The following is a 16,388-nucleotide window of genomic DNA, read 5'->3' on the forward strand; positions in this document are numbered from 1 at the left end:
TCTTTTTAATTATTAAGTGGCTGTGTGTGCAGCTTGACCAACAAATTTAACGCGCCATAGCAAAATAGCGCCAAGGCTTGCAAAGCCAATGGCAGCAAAGTAAAAAGGCACGGTGGTATTAAAATATTCCACACTCATACCCACTAATAACGACGCTAAAATAACGCCAATATTTTGCGCAACATGCACTTTGGCAAAATCACTGCCGTAGTGAGCAGGCTCGCTTTTAGCAAATAGCATCACTTCTAATAAAACCATGACCTGAAATAGCGCTATACCGTATAAAACGCGAGAGCTGACAACTAACCACACCGACTCTTGCGCCTGTAAATAAAGCCCAATAGCGCCAAAAATAAGAGCACACAACAATGTACTGGTGCGGCTAAGCGTAGGAAAAGGTAAGTGCTGCCGAAAGTGGTTAAACAACAGCATAAGTAGGGCTGCAAAAGCAGGAATGGCGTACACAAGCGCACTTTGGAATGCACTGCTTTGTGCGCTCATTCCTTGCCAATGGGTAGTAAAAAACGGCCTAATTAAAAACGCACTAAAGTAAACAACCACGCTTATAAAGCAAAATTGCCAAATAAAATACGGTGTACGAGTACGTGGTTTTTCGCTTTCAATCGCTTGCTGATAAATACCTAACTTTAAGCTCACCATTAAATAGGCACACAACAGCACTTGTATAACATCGCCCGCAGCACTTAATAACAATGCATAACGCGGTGCATTTATACTAAAAAAGTACCCGCCCACTAACGCGCCGCCAATAGCACCAAAGTGCATAAGTACCGAAAACAAGCCAATAATAGAAAGATGCTTACTTTGCTGCTCTAAACGCAGTGCAAACGGGTAAATAAGCAGGTAACTGGCTTTGAGCACCAACATAAGCTGATAATAAAACCAAAATTCCCACACGTTAGTTGCAAAATAACAAAGCAAACCAAAGCAGGCGGCAATCACTTGCGTTACAAGCCAAAGAGCCAGCTCGTGGTATTTTTTGGCAACCTTTGCCCACAGGGGCAGCGCGAGCATAACGGTAATACAACAGTTAGCTACAAACACGCCAATAAGTGTGGGGTTACTTACAGAAAATTCGCTGACAAAAAATTGCGGATAAAACGGCAGTAATAAGGTGTCGCACACTACCGAAATAACCGTAAGCAAAATAAGCGCTAAACGTAAACTCATGCGGCGTTACTCTTTTGCTGTGAATGGGTTTCTACATCGCTTAAATCAAAACACTGAAAAGCAATTTTTTGTTCAACCTGATACGGCGCATAACCGAGTATTTCGCGCAAAATTATACTGTTGCGATAACACGCCATGCCTAAATCGGGAGTTACAAAACCATGGGTGTGCTGCTCTGCATTTTGTACAAATATACGTTTTTGGTCGGTGTCTACCGCATACTCGCGGCTAACTAAATAGCGGCCTTGTTCATCTTCTGGGAGTTGCTGTGCAATGGGGTTTAAAAAAGCAGGGCGCTTGTATTTAAAGCCTGTGGCACAAATTAAGTAATCGGTTTTTATTTCAAAGGCTTCATTTAGCTCTTGATGATAAAACTCAGTGACTAAGCGACCAGCACTTTTACGTGTATTAGTAAGCTTGCTGTTAGTTTTAAATGTGGTAGAAATGGGCCCATCTAGGCTTTGCGCGTAAAGGGTGTCAAAAATGTCATTAATTAAATCGCCATTAATGCCTTTAAATAAGTTTTTTTGATTTTGATTAAGCCAATCTCGTTGCTCGGTTTTTAAATTATAAAAGTAATCAACATACTCAGGAGAGGTCATCTCAAGGGTGAGTTTAGTGTATTCCAGCGGAAAATAACGCGGCGAACGCGCTATCCAATCTAGTTGTAAACCTTGTGGCACGGCTTGTTGTAATAAGGTGTGATAAATTTCAGCCGCACTTTGCCCAGCTCCTACAACCGTAACGCGTTTAGCTGCTTTTAGCTCATCAAGGCGGTGGCAAAAATCGCTACTGTGCAGTACGTTATTAGAATTACTTTGCACTGCGCAATCAGGAATGTATGGGGCAGGGCCAGTGCCAAGCACTAAGTGGCGTGTAACATAGTGTTGCTCTCCATTTGGGGTTTTACAGGTAACGGTATAGCACTCACTTTGCTGGCAAAATTCAACCTGAGTTACACTTTGCTCAAAGCTTACGTTGCTAAGCTGCGAGCACACCCACTGGCAATAGAGGTTGTATTCTTTACGCAGTAAAAAAAAGCTCTCGCGAATATAAAATGGGTATAAGCGATTATTAAGCTTGGCATAATTTAAAAAACTGTACTTGCTGGTAGGGTCTGCAAGGGTCACCAAGTCAGACATAAACGGGGTTTGCAAGGTAACACCTTCTAGCATCATTCCAGGGTGCCAATCAAATTGGCTACGCTGCTCTAAAAATAAGCTTTTAACGCCCTCTAGCGGCTCACTTAAACACGCTAACGATAAATTAAATGGGCCAAGGCCAATGGCTATAAAGTCATAAGGTTGGTTACTCATTATTTTTGCTCCTTGTACGTTTGCCACGCAATAGTGCTAATTTGTTCAAGCACGGCGCGCACATCGCTCAATTGGCACTGGGCATTAAGTAACGTAAATTTAAGGTAATGACGGCCGTTAATTTTGGTGCGCGCAATCATGGCTTCACCAGTATTTAAGAATGTTTGGCGTACGTGCAGGTTTAGGGTGTCGAGTAAATCGGGGTTATGTTTTAGCTCCTCTGGCGCAAAGCGAAATACCAATGCGCTAAGTTCTGGGTAATTTATAACTTCAAAATCTGGGTGGTCGTTAAGTACAATGTGGGTTTGACGAGCAAGGCCAATTACTTTATCAAACGCTCGCCCTAGTGGCGCTTCGCCCATGGTGCGCAGTGTTAACCACAGTTTTAAGGCATCAAAACGGCGTGTGGTTTGTAAGCTTTTATCAACTAAATTTGGTGTGCCATTGCCGGCCTCAGCAAGCGGGTTTAGATAGTCGGCGTAAAGGGTAATATGGCTAAAGTGGCGTTTGTCACTTAATAAAAAAGCACTGCAGCTAACCGGTTGCATAAACGATTTATGGTAATCAATGGTAATTGAATCTACTTGTTCTATGCCGTTTAAAGCACTTCGGTGATGCTCACTCACCAATAAACCACCGCCGTATGCGCCGTCAACATGGCACCAAAGCTGCTCTTTTTTAGCAAGTTTTGCTATGTCTTCAACAGGGTCAATTGAGCCAAAATCGGTTGTACCTGCGGTAATTACCACAGCGATAGGTAAATCGCCCTTAGCTTTAGAATCCGCAATTGCGTGGTTAAGTGCGTCCATATCCATTTGCATTTTATTGTTTGTAGCCACGGGCACTACCGCGTTATAACCAAGGCCCAGTAATGCCGCAGCCTTTTGAATACTAAAATGCGCAACCTCAGAGCAATAAATACGAAAACGTGAGGCCACTTCAGGCAAGCCTTGCAGTTTTACTTCATGATTAGGTGCATAGCGGCTCACTGCGACTTCGCGAGCAACAAGCATGGCCATTAAGTTCGATTGCGTACCACCACTGGTAAAAACACCATCGGCAGTGCTAGGTAACTTTGCTTTTTCACAGCTCCAATCAATTAATTTTTGTTCAATAAGGGTCGCGCCAGCGCTTTGATCCCAGGTGTCTACCGAGGTATTGATTGCGCCAATGATATGCTCTGCTACAACTGCAGGGTAAGTAACGGGGCAATTTAAATGCGCCATATAACGCGGATGATGAAAATACACAGCGTGATCTAAATACACACTTTTAAGCTCGTTTAATACTGCAGGAAAATCAGCAAGAGGTTTGGCTAAATCTACATCATTTACAGTCGCGGCAAGCGTATTAACAGACACGCCAGAAAACGGCTTTTGCGCTTTAGCCATAGCTTGTTGTACAGCCGAAAGCCCCTGCAACGACGCTATTTGGTAGTTAATAAACTGATCGAGATTAAATTGAGGAGGTAACCCGCTTTGCTCAAATAATGCTTTATTTTTGACAGGGCTGAGCTGCGCCGATTGTAATTGTGACATATTCGCTCCTTGGTTGTACTTGTATTGGGGTTGAGGATCTTAATAGTAACAATTTGCATTTACAATAATAATTAAGGGTTAGATATAGGTTTATTTTCACAATTAGGAGTGACTGATTAGTTATAAGGAATTACTTTTAAAACTAACAAAGTGTATAAAATGAGCTATGAGAAGGTGCCAAGATGCGTACTAAATAATGACAGTTTGTAAAATAGTGCGATGGTTTAAATATAAGAGTTGAGAAATGGGGGGTAGCTAAAAGCTAACGTATTATAAGTGGGCAGTACCACTATAAGAAGTAAGCCCCCTTTACAACTCGGTTAAACCTTAAGTGCTAAAGAGGGATATAACAGTAAAAATGCAGCTTAATTGATATCTTCAAGCTTATTTTTTAAATCCACTAGATCGGTGGCTACGGTGGTTGGCTGAATTTCCCACGGATCAAAAATAGAATCCTCAGAGCGTTTTATCCATGCTCCGCGCATACCATGTGAAATAGCGCCGGTAATATCAAACGGGTTACTCGAAATAAGCCACGTGTTTGCGCCCGTTGAATTTGTTTCGCGTAAGAAATGGCTGTAAACACCTGGGTTTGGCTTAAATGTTTTCATATCGTCGGCACTTACAACGCCTTCAAAAAGCTCACTAATACCTGCAGTTTCGAGCAATTTATTTACCGCATCAGCAGCGCCATTAGAAAATGCAAACAATCGGTAATTTTGCGCTTTAAGTTGCTCAAGGCCTTTTTTAACATCGTCAAAGGCGGGTAAAATTTTATACTGCTCAAGCAGTTGCTGCTTTTGATCATCACTAAGCTGCGTTTTGTGCGCTAAACACGCGTAATCGAGAGCATGTTTGGTACATAACGAAAACGGTATATAGTTTTGCATTAACCCACGCCTAAACGAATACTCTAATTGTTTTTCGCGCCATGTATTTGAAAAGTTTTGCGCGGTATCGCCTATCATATCTTCAAGTAAAGACAGCACGCCGTGAGTGTTTATAAGCGTACCGTATACGTCAAATGCGAGTGTGGTTGCCATTTTTGCTCCCAATAATTTTAAGATGCTTGTAAGTTAATCGTTTTGAGCTTAACTTACTTTGAACGGTTGCTCAAATTAACAAAGCTTATCTGTTTTAAAAGTTAGAGCATTAAAATCATAATAATTGAAAGGATTTTATCTATATGGATGATCATTTTAGTAGCCGCCCATAATTAATTTTGGGTAAGAGGACACAAATTAAGGCAGGTCTAACTCAATCTAAGAGCTAAAAACTAATACCTTTTAAATTAAAGTTCGCAATTGTTGTAAATTTAGCGGTGGAATAAAGTCATAATAAAACTATTAGAGTTATTGTAAAAATCAACAAGCATTAATTAGGGATTTAAAGTTTAACAAACGCTTGGAACTCCAAAATTATAACTATAAGATAGTTACGAAAATGCTGACCTTCAATAAGTTCGAGCAACTAGCTTTTGTATAAATACAAATGCCAATATTTAAAACACATGGAGTCTCAAATGGATGCTGTTGAGTATGGTTTAATATGCGACCGTAGTGATGAAAAAGATATAGTTAAAAACGTTAATACTTATTTAGCTGAAAAGGGCTACAGAAAATTATACAAATGGAAGGATAAAGGTGGGATCAAAAATATTGATGATCCATCGAGCGATCCGCAACTTGAGTACACATATGGGCAATTTATAAAAGAGTCTCCTAGATGGTATTTTGATATACTACCTAATACAGATCTCAGAGGTGTATACAGGTTTGCTGAGCAGAAAGATTGCGCATGGACTCTATTTTTTTCAAAGACAAACCCAGTATCAAATACAGAAGCTGACAATATATATCTTGATAACTTTCTAAAAGACCTTCTCACAGGCTCTGGTTATAAAAGTAGATTACTTCATAAGTACTCAGATGACGACTATCGAAGGTAATTACGACTCATCTAGCTCCCCTATTTTATAGCCAAATAAACCAGAGGCTAGATACAAAGATCCTAAAACAGTGGTAAAAATTAATTGATCACTTGTACCTACAACGACATGACTTTTTAAAGCTATGTGGAATCACAAATTAAGTGAAAGTAGATTGTTTATAACCAAATCTAACAACTAATTAGAGTACCCGTAATGAACAAACAAGAGTTAACCGAAACCTTTCGAAAGTTTGGAGCTTCTAACCCTGAGCAGTGGGCAGAGAGCGAAATAGAAGAAGGTATCCCTCAGCTGGCTAGGTTTTTATTTTTAAAGGGTGCGTGGAGTAATGTCGTTCCAGACAACGATGAATGGATTCAGCACATCTTAAAAAATTATGATCCAACTGATAATGGCCCATACAGCGGAATGATGCACTCCATCAAAGAAATGATAGACGCAGGTGTTAGCAAAAATGCGATTACAGAGTTCGCTCGATGTATTGGTGCAGAAATGATATTTAGTATGACTTACCTAATGGATGACCCAGAAGTTGTTGAAGATAACGAATATGTAAATTGGGGGTTATTTATAACCGATGATGAAGGCCGGCCGATTAAAGAATTAAGTGGCCTTTATGAGAGTGTTTTAGGCACAGACCCAACAGGAAGAGAAATGTGCCCAAAAAAATAAAATTGACCCAAGTAATGATTTAATAAACGCATAAAATTCTGGCTCTATAGCTTAAATAAAAAGGCTCCCTCAGTTATGTGAAAGCCCTGTTAGGGAAATTATTTAAAAATGATACAAATTAAAGGACTAAATAACATAGTATGAAAATATATTTTTTAATTTATGACAAAGTTGAAGAGCTGGATTTAGTTGGTTCATGGGAACTAATAGGTCTGCTGGCAGAAAAGGGGCTATGTGAAAAACCCAAATTAATATCGCTAAATTCTATGACTCCCTCAGGTGAGCACGGCATGCGTTTTAGTGCCGATTATCATTTTACTGACCCAGTGCAGCCCGATGTATTATTTGTACCTGGCGGTAGTGGTGCACGTATAGCAATGGAAGATATTGACGTTATTAATTACCTTAAAAAAACAGCTGAAAACTGCCACAGTGTTTTATCTATTTGCACTGGTATGTATTTAATGCAAAAAGCGGGGCTATTTAAGCATAAAAAAGTAACCACCCACTGGGCTTTTTTAGAGCACCTTAAAAAAGATAACACTGTAACCGTAGTTGAAGATCGCTTTGTAAAAGATGGCAATATTTGGTCTTGTGCGGGTGTTTCAGCAGGTATGGATATGTGCCTTGCTTTTATTGCCAATTATTTTGATGATGATGTTGCCTCCACCATACAGTTAGACGCAGAATACTATCCGTCACCAATTATTTATGGTGACGCGCATAAAGATAGCGCCAGACCTAATTACATTAAAAAGCTGCGTTAAAGCCCACTTTATAACTTTATGTTGGGCTTTGCTGCTCTTAACCCAACACCTCTTTGTAAACCCCCATTACACTTTGATTAAAAAACCAAAGGCGCTTGCACTGGACTGATTAAAATTAATAAAACTCATAGGTATCAAGCGCTAAAATATCCATTTCAATATCACTAAAAAGTTTTTCAACTTGCTTGCCGCCTGCGCCCATAGCAGCAAAGAGTGGTAAAAAATGCTCTTGGGTAGGGTGGTTAAATAACACATGGGGTGCATCGGTTAAGTAATTTAAAAGTGCGGGTGTGTCTTGCGCTAAAAGCGCGTGCTCAACCCATTGGGTAAACGCTTTTACCATTTGTACACGGTTAGGTGTAGCAGGGGTTTTAAACACTTCTCGTAGGTTGTGGCTAATGCCGCCAGAGCCAATAATTAATATATTATCGTCACGAAGTGGGGCAAGTAACTGCCCATATTCATACATGGCTTTTGCGCCTAGTTGAGTATTTATAGATACTTGTACAATAGGAATATTTGCCTGCGGGTACATTAAGCGCAGTGGTATCCATACACCATGATCCCAGCCTTGGCGTTCATCGAGTATTGCTGTAATGCCTTTATTTTTAAATAGCGTTGCAATATTACCCGCAAGTTCAGGATGTCCTGGAGCTGGGTATTTAATGTTATACATATGCGCAGGAAAATTATAAAAGTCATGAATGGTTTCAGGCGCTTGCCCTGCGGTTATTACAATATTTTGAGCCGCTTCATCGTTAGCCATATCAAAGTGCGCCGAAAATATAACAATAGCGCGTGGCGTGTTGAGTGACTTGCCAAGCGCTTTTAAAAAGTCGGACGTTGGCGATTGCTGTACGGCCATAATAGGTGAACCGTGAGAGATAAATAGTGCAGGTTGAGCCATGGTAATACCTAAGGGTTTTATTAATATACCCTTATTTTATTGGCTTTTATTTTGTTAATAAATAAAGCGCCCATTGAGATATTATAAATACAGTATTGTTAAACTGATTTTTATTTGCTCCCTCGTTAAAAAGCCGATGCGTAAACATCGGCTTTTAAATTAACACTAAATAAGCAATAAAGGCGTGTTAGTAGTTAATTGCGCCACCATCAACGTTAATACATTGTCCGGTCATAAAATCGCTGTCTTCGCTGGCTAAAAAGTAAATAGGGCCAAGTAAGTCTTCAGGCTCCATTGCACGTTTAATTACTCGTGAGCCTAGTGTGCTATTTTTAGCTTTATCAAACTGTGCGTTATTTTTAACGCCTTCGCTTTCGGTTAAGCCAACTAATAGGCAGTTAACTAAAATATTATCGTTAGCAAGCTCAGTGGCCAACGCACGTGTTTGCCCAACAACCGCGCCTTTAGATGCCACATAATGGCAAAACATAGGTGCACCGCGTAAAAATGTACCCGATGCAATGTTAATGATTTTACCACGACCTAATTTACGCATGCTAGGCAACACTGCTTTGGTACACTGAAAAGGCCCACGTGCATTTACGCGCATAACTAAATCCCATTCGTCTTCAGATATTTCCCAAAATGGTTTAAGCTCAAGCGCAGCAAATATAGCAGCATTGTTAACTAATATTTCAACCGGGCCAAATTCAGCTTCGGTTTGTTTTACCATGGCATCTAACGATTCACTATTCGTTACATCTACTTTGCAGCCTATTGCTTGGCCGCCAGCGGCAATAATTTCAGCTACAGCTGCGCTTGGGTCGGCTAAATCAGCAAGCACAACTTTAGCGCCTTGTTGAGCTAAACCTTTTGCATAAGCAGCGCCAATACCTTGTGCTGCACCAGTAACGATGGCTACTTTGTTGTTTAATCTTTTCATGGCTTTATCTCTTAGTCATTAATAAAAATATAAGCGTGCTTATTCACGTACAGCGATACTGCATTATTAATAAACCCGACTTGGCGTTAGAATGGATAAAAAGAAGCGTGATTGCTGCAGTAGCACGTATTAACTCCATTTTGTTGTAAATAAATAGTTATTTACGCAAAAAAATGTGTTTATAACGCTATAAAAACTCACTAACTGTGCAAAAATGCGATGTGTGGACTTTAACTGTTTTTATAAACATAATTAATACGATCTTTATTTAAAAATTATAAACAAGGCATTGCTAATAATGGATAAGCTAACCACCATGAAGACTTTTGTAAGTGTTGTACAAGAGGGGTCTTTTTCTAAAGCTGCCGATAAGCTCGATATATCGCCGCAACTTGTGAGCAAGTATGTGTCTGCGCTAGAAGAGGGGCTTGCTACCCGATTACTGCACCGCACCACGCGCAAAGTAAGCACTACCGAGGCGGGAGATCACTATTTTACCCGCTGCTTACAGGTGCTAGACGATATAGACGACATGGAAAATTCGCTCGATAACCTAAACGAAAATGTCTCTGGTGTGCTCAGTATTAGTGCCCCTATGTCGTTTGGGGTAAAGCACTTAGCACCGCTATTGGTTGAGTTTCAAAAGCGTTATCCAAATTTAAAATTAGATCTAAACCTTACTGACCAGTTTGTTGATATTGTTGAGCAAGGTATTGATATAGCGCTGCGCATTGGGGTTTTAAAAAGCTCATCACTTATTGCTAAAAAAATAGCGCCTATTAGGTTAGCGGTATTTGCCTCTCCTTCTTATTTAGCGCAGCACGGCACGCCTACTAGCTTAGAAGAGCTGCAATCGCATAACTATTTACGCTACGCACACACCGAGCCTACCAAAAAGCTACGTGGAGCGAACGAGCTTAAAAACGAGTTAAAGCTTGAAAGTAACCTAGTTGCTAACAATGGCGACCTGCTACTCAATGCCGCTATAGCCGGTGGCGGTATTGCCATGCAGCCAACATTTATAGCTGGTGAGGCGCTGGCACAGGGTAAAGTAGTACGTATATTAAAAGACTACGAACCTGAGCCAATAGGGCTTTATATGGTGTACGCAAACAGGCAGTTTTTACCCAGTAAAGTGCGCGCGTTTGTTGATTTTGCGAGCAATTATTACACCGATACACCTTATTGGGATTTAGGAGAGTGAGATGTCAATCACCAACCAATTAGCGTTATTTGTTGATGTAGTACAGCAAGGCTCATTTGCAAAAGCCGCGGCGCTGCACGATATGGACAACTCATCGCTTTCAAAGCAAATTAAAAAGCTAGAAAGCAGTTTAGGTATTCAGTTACTTAATCGCTCTACGCGCTCCTTTTCGCTTACCTCCGCAGGGGAGGAAATACTCCAGCAAGCGCATATTTTAATTGATACGCTCAGTGATATTCATAGCATTGCCGACTCCTACCAAGCAAAACCTAAAGGTATTTTGCGCATTACCTCGGGCATGTTTTTTGGGCAGCAGTATGTGCAGCCTGCCATTAATTTATTTATGCAAAAATACCCTGAGGTAAAAATAACCCTCATGCTTGATGATAAGCGCAACGATATTATTGCCGATCATTACGATTTAGCATTTAGAATTGGCAAATTGAATGACTCCAATCTAATGGCAAAAAAAATATCTGACATGCACTTTGCTTTGGTTGCCTCTAATGACTTTATTGCACGCCATGGTATGCCAAGCACACCCGAAGAACTTATCGCCTTACCTGCAGTGGTTTATGGCAATGGCGATGTAAGCCTAGATCAAATAAAATTAAGCACTCAGCCTCATGGTGATGAATACAAAACCCACAAAATGAAAGGCAACTATAAGGTAAGCGATGTACGCGCCATGCTTGATGCCACAAAAGCGGGTTTAGGGTATGTGATGCTAGATTTATTTAACCTAGAAAAACCCATAGACGAAATGGGGCTAGTGCCGCTATTAACTAATTATAAGCTCAGCGCATCGGGCACCGGTATTTATGCGCTGTATCCTCACCGTAAACAAACACCACTGGTGAGCGAATTTATAAAAACTGTACAAGAGTATATTGGCAGCCCTGCATTTTGGGTAAAGCATATTCCTAACTACAATCAGTTATATAAATAATAGCCACAAAAAAGCCCCGTTAGGGGCTTGGGTATACTCAAAAAAACCATATTAGCTAAAGGCCTTAAAAGCCTTCTAACACCACTTTACCTTTAGCGGTTTGCGATTCAAGGTGCTGATGCGCTTTGCGTAAATTGGCTGCGTTAATTTTACCTAAGTGCTCACCTACCGTGGTTTTAATTTGCCCTTGGTCAATCATAGTGGCTACGTTGTTTAAAATAACGTGTTGCTCTTGCATGTCGTCGGTTTTAAATAACGAGCGAGTAAACATAAGCTCCCAATGTACCGACACGCTTTTGTTTTTAAATGGCACAATATTAAGTGTTTCAGGGTCATCAATAAGGGCAAATTGACCTTGTGGCTTCACTACTTTTTCAATTTCAGGTAAGTGCTGCTCTGTATTGTTTAAGCTAACAACGTAATCCACTTCGCTTAAGTTTTTAGCTGCAAATTCTTCACTTAACGGGTTACGGTGATTAACAATGGTATCGGCACCTAAATCTTCTAACCACGATATTGTTTCAGCACGAGAAGCACTGGCAATAATATTTAATTTAGTGCGCTGCTTTAATAGCTGCACCATTATTGAGCCCACACCACCGGCGGCACCAATAACTAAAATGCTTTTAGAATCATCGTTTTTAGCTACGTTTAAACGATCAAACAATAATTCCCACGCAGTAATGCTGGTAAGCGGCAATGCTGCGGCTTCGCCATACGAAAGCGAACTTGGCATATGGCCAACAATACGCTCGTCAACTAACTGAAACTGCGCGTTACTGCCTGAGCGCGTAATGTCGCCTGCGTACCATACTTTCTCGCCTGGCTTAAAAAGCGATACGTTTTCGCCAACCGATTTAACAACCCCAGTTGCATCCCAACCAATTACTTTATACTCGCCCTCAGCTGCTGGCATTGCTTGGCGAATTTTAAAATCAACCGGGTTAACCGATACCGCTTTAACTTCTACTAAAATATCGTGGCCGTGTGCTGTTGGCGTTTCAAGTTCAATGTCTTGTAATGATAATTCGTTTTCGATAGGTAAACTTTTTTGATATCCAATTGCTTTCATGGGAGTTGCCTCGTTAGCTAGTTAATACTCTGTGTTGATGACGCTATTTTGGCCTTATCAAGAGTATTAAAAAAGAGACAAAACACCCAATTATTATGGAAATAAAATTCCATAATAAAACAGGTAAATAATTTAAATTCCATTACACATAGCAGTTATCGTTTTAAATTAGAAACGCCTCTTTAACTGTAACGGGGGTTTACAGTTAGGTTATATTTAGCTCAGTTAATTTATTCCATACACTTTCGCCACCGGGGTGCAAAGCCGCATGATATCTATACGCATAGTAAGTTATTGGCACGCAGTGGTGCTCACTCCCTACAACTACCAATGTATTATTTTTAAGCTCGTTTGATATAACGTAGTCGGGCAGCCAGGCAATACCATTGCCTGCAACAGCGTGCACTTTTAAAAGCTCAGTCATGGATGAAACAAACACCTTTTTGAGCTTAGCGCCCGATATAATAGGCTCTAACTGCCGCCCCATGTAGGAGTCGAGGCTGTAGGCTAAATGCGGTATAGGCGCTGCGCTTTCTAGGTTATATAAGGCTTTGCCTTGCTCGTCACAGGCGCTAACAGGTAACAACTTAGCATTACCTATTTTTTGATGACTAAACGGCGGCAGTTTAAGGCGTTCGTTATCAAAGGCAATAAGTAAGTCGCATTCACCTTGCTCTAGCGCTTCGGTGGCTTTATCTACGTCTATAGCCTCTAAATTAAGTACAATGTCGCGCTCATCTTGCGTTTGAAAGTTAGCGAGTTGTAAGGTTAAAAAACTCGCTAAAGAATGTGCGGCTGCAACCTTTACAGAATAATTTTGCTGCACCGATAACTCCTCAAGCATGCTAACCGAGGTATTCATTTGGTTAACTAAATTACGTGCCGTTATATGAAATATTTTACCGCTTGGGGTAAGGGTAATAGGCAAGTTTTCTCGGTCGATTAGGGCTGCGCCAAGGGCATCTTCAAGGGCTTTTATACGCCGACTAAATGCAGGTTGCGTAATATGCCTAAGCTTTGCCGCTTGCGAAAAGCTTTTTGTGTGCGAGAGCGTTAAAAAATCTTCTAACCATTTACTTTCAATATTCATAGCGACCACTTAGTTATGCAGTTTGTGCATGGGTGGTAAAATAATAGCATTATTCAAACTAAATAAAACACTATAAATTAAGCCTATAAACTCAATAACCGGAATGCAATCATGCTTAGAACTCTTGGCGTATTAGGTGGAATGGGGCCTTTGGCTACCGCCTCATTTATGAATCAGGTAATTGCGCTATCGCCCGCTAAAAATGATCAAGAGCATATACCTATGTTTATAAGGAATATCCCGCAAATTCCTGACAGAACAAAATTTTTAATGGGTCTTGAAGATGAAAACCCATTTTTTGAGCTTAAAAAAGGCTTTAAAGAGTTAACAAGCTTAGGTGTAAGTTGTATTGTTATTCCGTGTAATACCGCGCATTACTGGTACGACGCGCTCACTAAAAATGCCGATGTACACACCATTAGCATTGTAAAAAGTGTTATAAAACAAGTAAAAGCCACGGGCAAACAAAAGGTTGGTATTTTAGCCACTACCGCTACGCTTAATATGGGCATTTACCAAAATGCGTTTAAGCAGCACAATATTGATTTTGTTGAACCAAACACTCAACAACAAGCAGCCATAATGGATGGCATAACCGCCGTAAAAGCGGGCGATTTAAATAAAGGTCGCCACTTGTTAAGCAAGGCATACGACTTAATGCTTGCTCAAGGTGCTGACTGCGTGTTGTTTGGCTGTACAGAAATACCGCTTGTGTTAAATGAACAAGCCAAACACTCGCCAGACACCTGCCTAGATACCATCGCTATTTTAGCGCAAGAGTGCGTTAATTGGGCATATGCAAACGCCCATCAATCAACGCTTTCAAGTGTGGCATAGAAAATATCAGTTTAAACTAGAGCTAATTAATTTAGCTCTTTTGCAAAGCGTTTTCGATAGCGCTTTGTAAGCTTTGCAGCGCGTATTTGGTCACTTATTAAAGTAAAAATAGCCGAGGCATTTGCTTTAACGCGTTTGCCTTGGCCCACTCGGCGAATTTGCCTTTTTACCAGCGCCATAGTGGCAAGCCCTGCAAGGGTTTTGTCTTTAAAGGTAACACGCGGCATTAACAGCGGCTGCACTGAATTAATTTGCCACGCATTAACTAAATTAGGCTGATAAGCCAGTGCCGTGGCCATACCAACGAGCGCTACGCCTGAGCTAATTACTTTATTTGCCACATCTAATCGGCTAATGCCACCGGTGGTCATAATGGGTATGGTTGATTGCTCGCTAATAGCTTTGGCAAATTCCAAAAAGTACGCCTCACGTGCAAGTGTACGTTCATCACCCGTTGTTCCTTGCATTGCGGGTGCTTCGTAACTGCCGCCCGAAAGCTCTACAAAATCAAGCTTTAATGCACTAAGCATATTAACAACTGCTTGCGCATCATGCGGTTCAAAGCCGCCGCGCTGAAAATCGGCTGAGTTTAACTTAACCGATACCGAAAAACCGGCGCTGCATTGCGCTTTAATACTGCGTGTTATTTCAAGTAATAATCGCGCGCGATTCTCAAGGCTACCGCCCCATTCGTCATCACGCTTATTAGTTAGTGGAGATAAAAACTGCGCTAATAAATAGCCATGTGCAGCGTGTATTTGCACGCCATTAAAACCTGCTTTTTCGGCCTGTTGCGCGGTATGGGTAAAACGAGCGATAACATCACTAATCTCGCTTTTATCCATAGCTGTAGGCTGGGTAAATAAGTGAGAGTGCTTACCCATATTAAGCGCAATATCAGAGGCACTTAGCGCTTTACCACCCATTTTTTTAAATACTTGGCGGCCAGGGTGATTTATTTGCATTACAATTTTACAGTCGTTTTGCTGCCCTAAACGAGCAAGCTCTGCAAAAGGCGCTATATCGGTTTGCTGCTCAAGGGCAAGGCCGCCTGGCCCTGTCATTGCAAGGTGGTCAACCATAACATTGCCAGTAATAATTAACCCGCACCCGCCTTTTGCCCATTCATTATATACATTTTTAAGCACTTGCGATGGAGTTAGCTCGGCCTCTGCGAGGTTCTCTTCCATAGCGGCTTTTACTACTCGGTTTTTAAGCGTTAAACCGCTTGGTAGGGTAAAGGGCGTAAATACAGCAGATTGTTCAAACTCAGACATAAATATAAACCATAAATTGACATTACAGGCACTATAACCTTAAAGTCAGCTTTAAGGTCAACCCGCTTTTTTATAGTAGAGGCAATAATGAAAATAGGTGAACTGGCGAAGCACTCGGGTATTGCAGCAAGCACCATACGGTATTACGAAAGTATAGGGCTGCTGCCACCCGGTACGCGAAATAACAACGGGTATAGGCAATACGACAAAGCCAGTGTAGAGCAGCTTAAAATGATTAAGTTTGCACAAAGTTTAGGGTTTTCGCTTGAAGAAATCCCCTCCCTGCGTAAGCCTAATGAGGAGCTAGATCACAACGCCATTATTGAGCGCCTTGGTGAAAAACAACATGAAGCTAATGCACTAATAGAGCAGCTACAGCGTAAGTCAGAGCGTATTGGTAATTTAATTACACTGCTTAATGCAAGTTGGTCTAATGGAGAGTGTATTGGCGATGAAAAAATAAATGAGTTATTGAATGAGGTGGAGTATTGAAGGCGTAAGCGAGTACATGTGAGCTTTAGTTGTATTAGTTTTGCGGCGCTTTACCATGAAAATTGATATAAAGCTTTTGTAAGTTGTCAGGCATTAGAGGCCAACCAACTGATCTGACCCCGATAAAGTAGACACGGGGTTTTAATTCATTGATTCATATTGTATGGGGCTAACATTTCCAATCG

At 40.9% G+C, this 16,388-nt stretch carries 16 protein-coding genes; 7 read left to right on the forward strand and 9 right to left on the reverse strand.

The window, feature by feature from the left end:
* Positions 1 to 12: 12 nt before the first annotated feature.
* The 4 genes from MTN96_RS24115 to MTN96_RS24130 form a co-directional block, all read right to left on the reverse strand.
* Positions 13 to 1,191, reverse strand: coding sequence for an MFS transporter (locus MTN96_RS24115; protein WP_248532926.1), 1,179 nt, complete (start codon positions 1,189 to 1,191; stop codon positions 13 to 15).
* On the reverse strand, positions 1,188 to 2,507 hold the full coding sequence (locus MTN96_RS24120; RefSeq protein ID WP_248532927.1) for a lysine N(6)-hydroxylase/L-ornithine N(5)-oxygenase family protein: 1,320 nt from the start codon (positions 2,505 to 2,507) through the stop codon (positions 1,188 to 1,190). The genes MTN96_RS24115 and MTN96_RS24120 overlap by 4 nt, the downstream gene beginning before the upstream one ends.
* Positions 2,507 to 4,045, reverse strand: a complete 1,539-nt coding sequence (locus tag MTN96_RS24125; RefSeq protein ID WP_248532928.1) for an aspartate aminotransferase family protein — start codon at positions 4,043 to 4,045, stop codon at positions 2,507 to 2,509. The genes MTN96_RS24120 and MTN96_RS24125 overlap by 1 nt, the downstream gene beginning before the upstream one ends.
* Before the next feature lie 365 nt (positions 4,046 to 4,410).
* Positions 4,411 to 5,088, reverse strand: a complete 678-nt coding sequence (locus MTN96_RS24130; protein ID WP_248532929.1) for a haloacid dehalogenase type II — start codon at positions 5,086 to 5,088, stop codon at positions 4,411 to 4,413.
* 479 nt (positions 5,089 to 5,567) lie between these two features.
* On the opposite strand from MTN96_RS24130, the gene MTN96_RS24135 reads away from it, so the two are divergent.
* The 3 genes from MTN96_RS24135 to MTN96_RS24145 all read left to right on the forward strand — a co-directional run bounded on the left by MTN96_RS24135 (position 5,568) and on the right by MTN96_RS24145 (position 7,432).
* Positions 5,568 to 5,993: a hypothetical protein gene (locus MTN96_RS24135; RefSeq protein WP_248532930.1), complete on the forward strand. Its 426-nt coding sequence runs from the start codon at positions 5,568 to 5,570 to the stop codon at positions 5,991 to 5,993.
* Positions 5,994 to 6,188: 195 nt separating this feature from the next.
* Positions 6,189 to 6,665 (forward strand): hypothetical protein, encoded by a 477-nt coding sequence (locus MTN96_RS24140; protein WP_138685417.1) that lies wholly within the window; start codon positions 6,189 to 6,191, stop codon positions 6,663 to 6,665.
* Between the two features lie 140 nt (positions 6,666 to 6,805).
* The gene (locus tag MTN96_RS24145; RefSeq protein WP_248532931.1) at positions 6,806 to 7,432 is read left to right on the forward strand and encodes a DJ-1/PfpI family protein; all 627 of its coding nucleotides are present in this window, start codon (positions 6,806 to 6,808) and stop codon (positions 7,430 to 7,432) included.
* Between the two features lie 115 nt (positions 7,433 to 7,547).
* Here MTN96_RS24145 and MTN96_RS24150 read toward each other — a convergent pair whose 3' ends face one another.
* Positions 7,548 to 8,339, reverse strand: a complete 792-nt coding sequence (locus MTN96_RS24150; RefSeq protein ID WP_248532932.1) for a class III extradiol ring-cleavage dioxygenase — start codon at positions 8,337 to 8,339, stop codon at positions 7,548 to 7,550.
* Positions 8,340 to 8,526: 187 nt separating this feature from the next.
* Positions 8,527 to 9,282 carry an SDR family NAD(P)-dependent oxidoreductase gene (locus MTN96_RS24155; protein ID WP_004586289.1) on the reverse strand — a complete coding sequence of 252 codons (756 nt, stop codon included), beginning with the start codon at positions 9,280 to 9,282 and terminating at the stop codon, positions 8,527 to 8,529.
* A 298-nt stretch (positions 9,283 to 9,580) separates the two neighbouring features.
* On the opposite strand from MTN96_RS24155, the gene MTN96_RS24160 reads away from it, so the two are divergent.
* Entirely contained in the window at positions 9,581 to 10,486 is a 906-nt protein-coding gene (locus MTN96_RS24160) for a LysR family transcriptional regulator (protein WP_004586290.1), read from the forward strand.
* A gap of 1 nt (position 10,487) precedes the next feature.
* A complete protein-coding gene (locus MTN96_RS24165; protein WP_054981994.1) occupies positions 10,488 to 11,435 on the forward strand; it encodes a LysR family transcriptional regulator in 948 nt (315 codons plus the stop codon).
* Between the two features lie 64 nt (positions 11,436 to 11,499).
* Here the strand turns inward: MTN96_RS24165 and MTN96_RS24170 are convergent, their stop codons facing one another.
* Together MTN96_RS24170 and MTN96_RS24175 are read right to left on the reverse strand one after the other, a co-directional pair.
* The gene (locus tag MTN96_RS24170) at positions 11,500 to 12,507 is read right to left on the reverse strand and encodes a zinc-binding alcohol dehydrogenase family protein (protein WP_055254243.1); all 1,008 of its coding nucleotides are present in this window, start codon (positions 12,505 to 12,507) and stop codon (positions 11,500 to 11,502) included.
* Positions 12,508 to 12,712: 205 nt separating this feature from the next.
* Positions 12,713 to 13,597: a LysR family transcriptional regulator gene (locus tag MTN96_RS24175; protein WP_024033046.1), complete on the reverse strand. Its 885-nt coding sequence runs from the start codon at positions 13,595 to 13,597 to the stop codon at positions 12,713 to 12,715.
* 111 nt (positions 13,598 to 13,708) lie between these two features.
* Between MTN96_RS24175 and MTN96_RS24180 the strand changes: the two genes are divergently transcribed.
* Positions 13,709 to 14,434, forward strand: a complete 726-nt coding sequence (locus tag MTN96_RS24180) for an aspartate/glutamate racemase family protein (RefSeq protein WP_004586294.1) — start codon at positions 13,709 to 13,711, stop codon at positions 14,432 to 14,434.
* 26 nt (positions 14,435 to 14,460) lie between these two features.
* Here the strand turns inward: MTN96_RS24180 and MTN96_RS24185 are convergent, their stop codons facing one another.
* Positions 14,461 to 15,711: an NADH:flavin oxidoreductase/NADH oxidase family protein gene (locus tag MTN96_RS24185; RefSeq protein WP_248532933.1), complete on the reverse strand. Its 1,251-nt coding sequence runs from the start codon at positions 15,709 to 15,711 to the stop codon at positions 14,461 to 14,463.
* Positions 15,712 to 15,798: 87 nt separating this feature from the next.
* Between MTN96_RS24185 and MTN96_RS24190 the strand changes: the two genes are divergently transcribed.
* A complete protein-coding gene (locus MTN96_RS24190; protein ID WP_248532934.1) occupies positions 15,799 to 16,203 on the forward strand; it encodes a MerR family transcriptional regulator in 405 nt (134 codons plus the stop codon).
* The last annotated feature ends 185 nt before the right edge of the window (positions 16,204 to 16,388 follow it).

It is taken from the genome of Pseudoalteromonas sp. 2CM28B (genome assembly GCF_023161935.1).

Coding starts and splice junctions, on each gene's coding strand:
- MTN96_RS24115 (WP_248532926.1), bottom strand. CDS start 1,191: ATGAGTTTACGTTTAGCGCTTATTTTGCTTACGGTTATTTCGGTAGTG.
- MTN96_RS24120 (WP_248532927.1), bottom strand. CDS start 2,507: ATGAGTAACCAACCTTATGACTTTATAGCCATTGGCCTTGGCCCATTT.
- MTN96_RS24125 (WP_248532928.1), bottom strand. CDS start 4,045: ATGTCACAATTACAATCGGCGCAGCTCAGCCCTGTCAAAAATAAAGCA.
- MTN96_RS24130 (WP_248532929.1), bottom strand. CDS start 5,088: ATGGCAACCACACTCGCATTTGACGTATACGGTACGCTTATAAACACT.
- MTN96_RS24135 (WP_248532930.1), top strand. CDS start 5,568: ATGGATGCTGTTGAGTATGGTTTAATATGCGACCGTAGTGATGAAAAA.
- MTN96_RS24140 (WP_138685417.1), top strand. CDS start 6,189: ATGAACAAACAAGAGTTAACCGAAACCTTTCGAAAGTTTGGAGCTTCT.
- MTN96_RS24145 (WP_248532931.1), top strand. CDS start 6,806: ATGAAAATATATTTTTTAATTTATGACAAAGTTGAAGAGCTGGATTTA.
- MTN96_RS24150 (WP_248532932.1), bottom strand. CDS start 8,339: ATGGCTCAACCTGCACTATTTATCTCTCACGGTTCACCTATTATGGCC.
- MTN96_RS24155 (WP_004586289.1), bottom strand. CDS start 9,282: ATGAAAAGATTAAACAACAAAGTAGCCATCGTTACTGGTGCAGCACAA.
- MTN96_RS24160 (WP_004586290.1), top strand. CDS start 9,581: ATGGATAAGCTAACCACCATGAAGACTTTTGTAAGTGTTGTACAAGAG.
- MTN96_RS24165 (WP_054981994.1), top strand. CDS start 10,488: ATGTCAATCACCAACCAATTAGCGTTATTTGTTGATGTAGTACAGCAA.
- MTN96_RS24170 (WP_055254243.1), bottom strand. CDS start 12,507: ATGAAAGCAATTGGATATCAAAAAAGTTTACCTATCGAAAACGAATTA.
- MTN96_RS24175 (WP_024033046.1), bottom strand. CDS start 13,597: ATGAATATTGAAAGTAAATGGTTAGAAGATTTTTTAACGCTCTCGCAC.
- MTN96_RS24180 (WP_004586294.1), top strand. CDS start 13,709: ATGCTTAGAACTCTTGGCGTATTAGGTGGAATGGGGCCTTTGGCTACC.
- MTN96_RS24185 (WP_248532933.1), bottom strand. CDS start 15,711: ATGTCTGAGTTTGAACAATCTGCTGTATTTACGCCCTTTACCCTACCA.
- MTN96_RS24190 (WP_248532934.1), top strand. CDS start 15,799: ATGAAAATAGGTGAACTGGCGAAGCACTCGGGTATTGCAGCAAGCACC.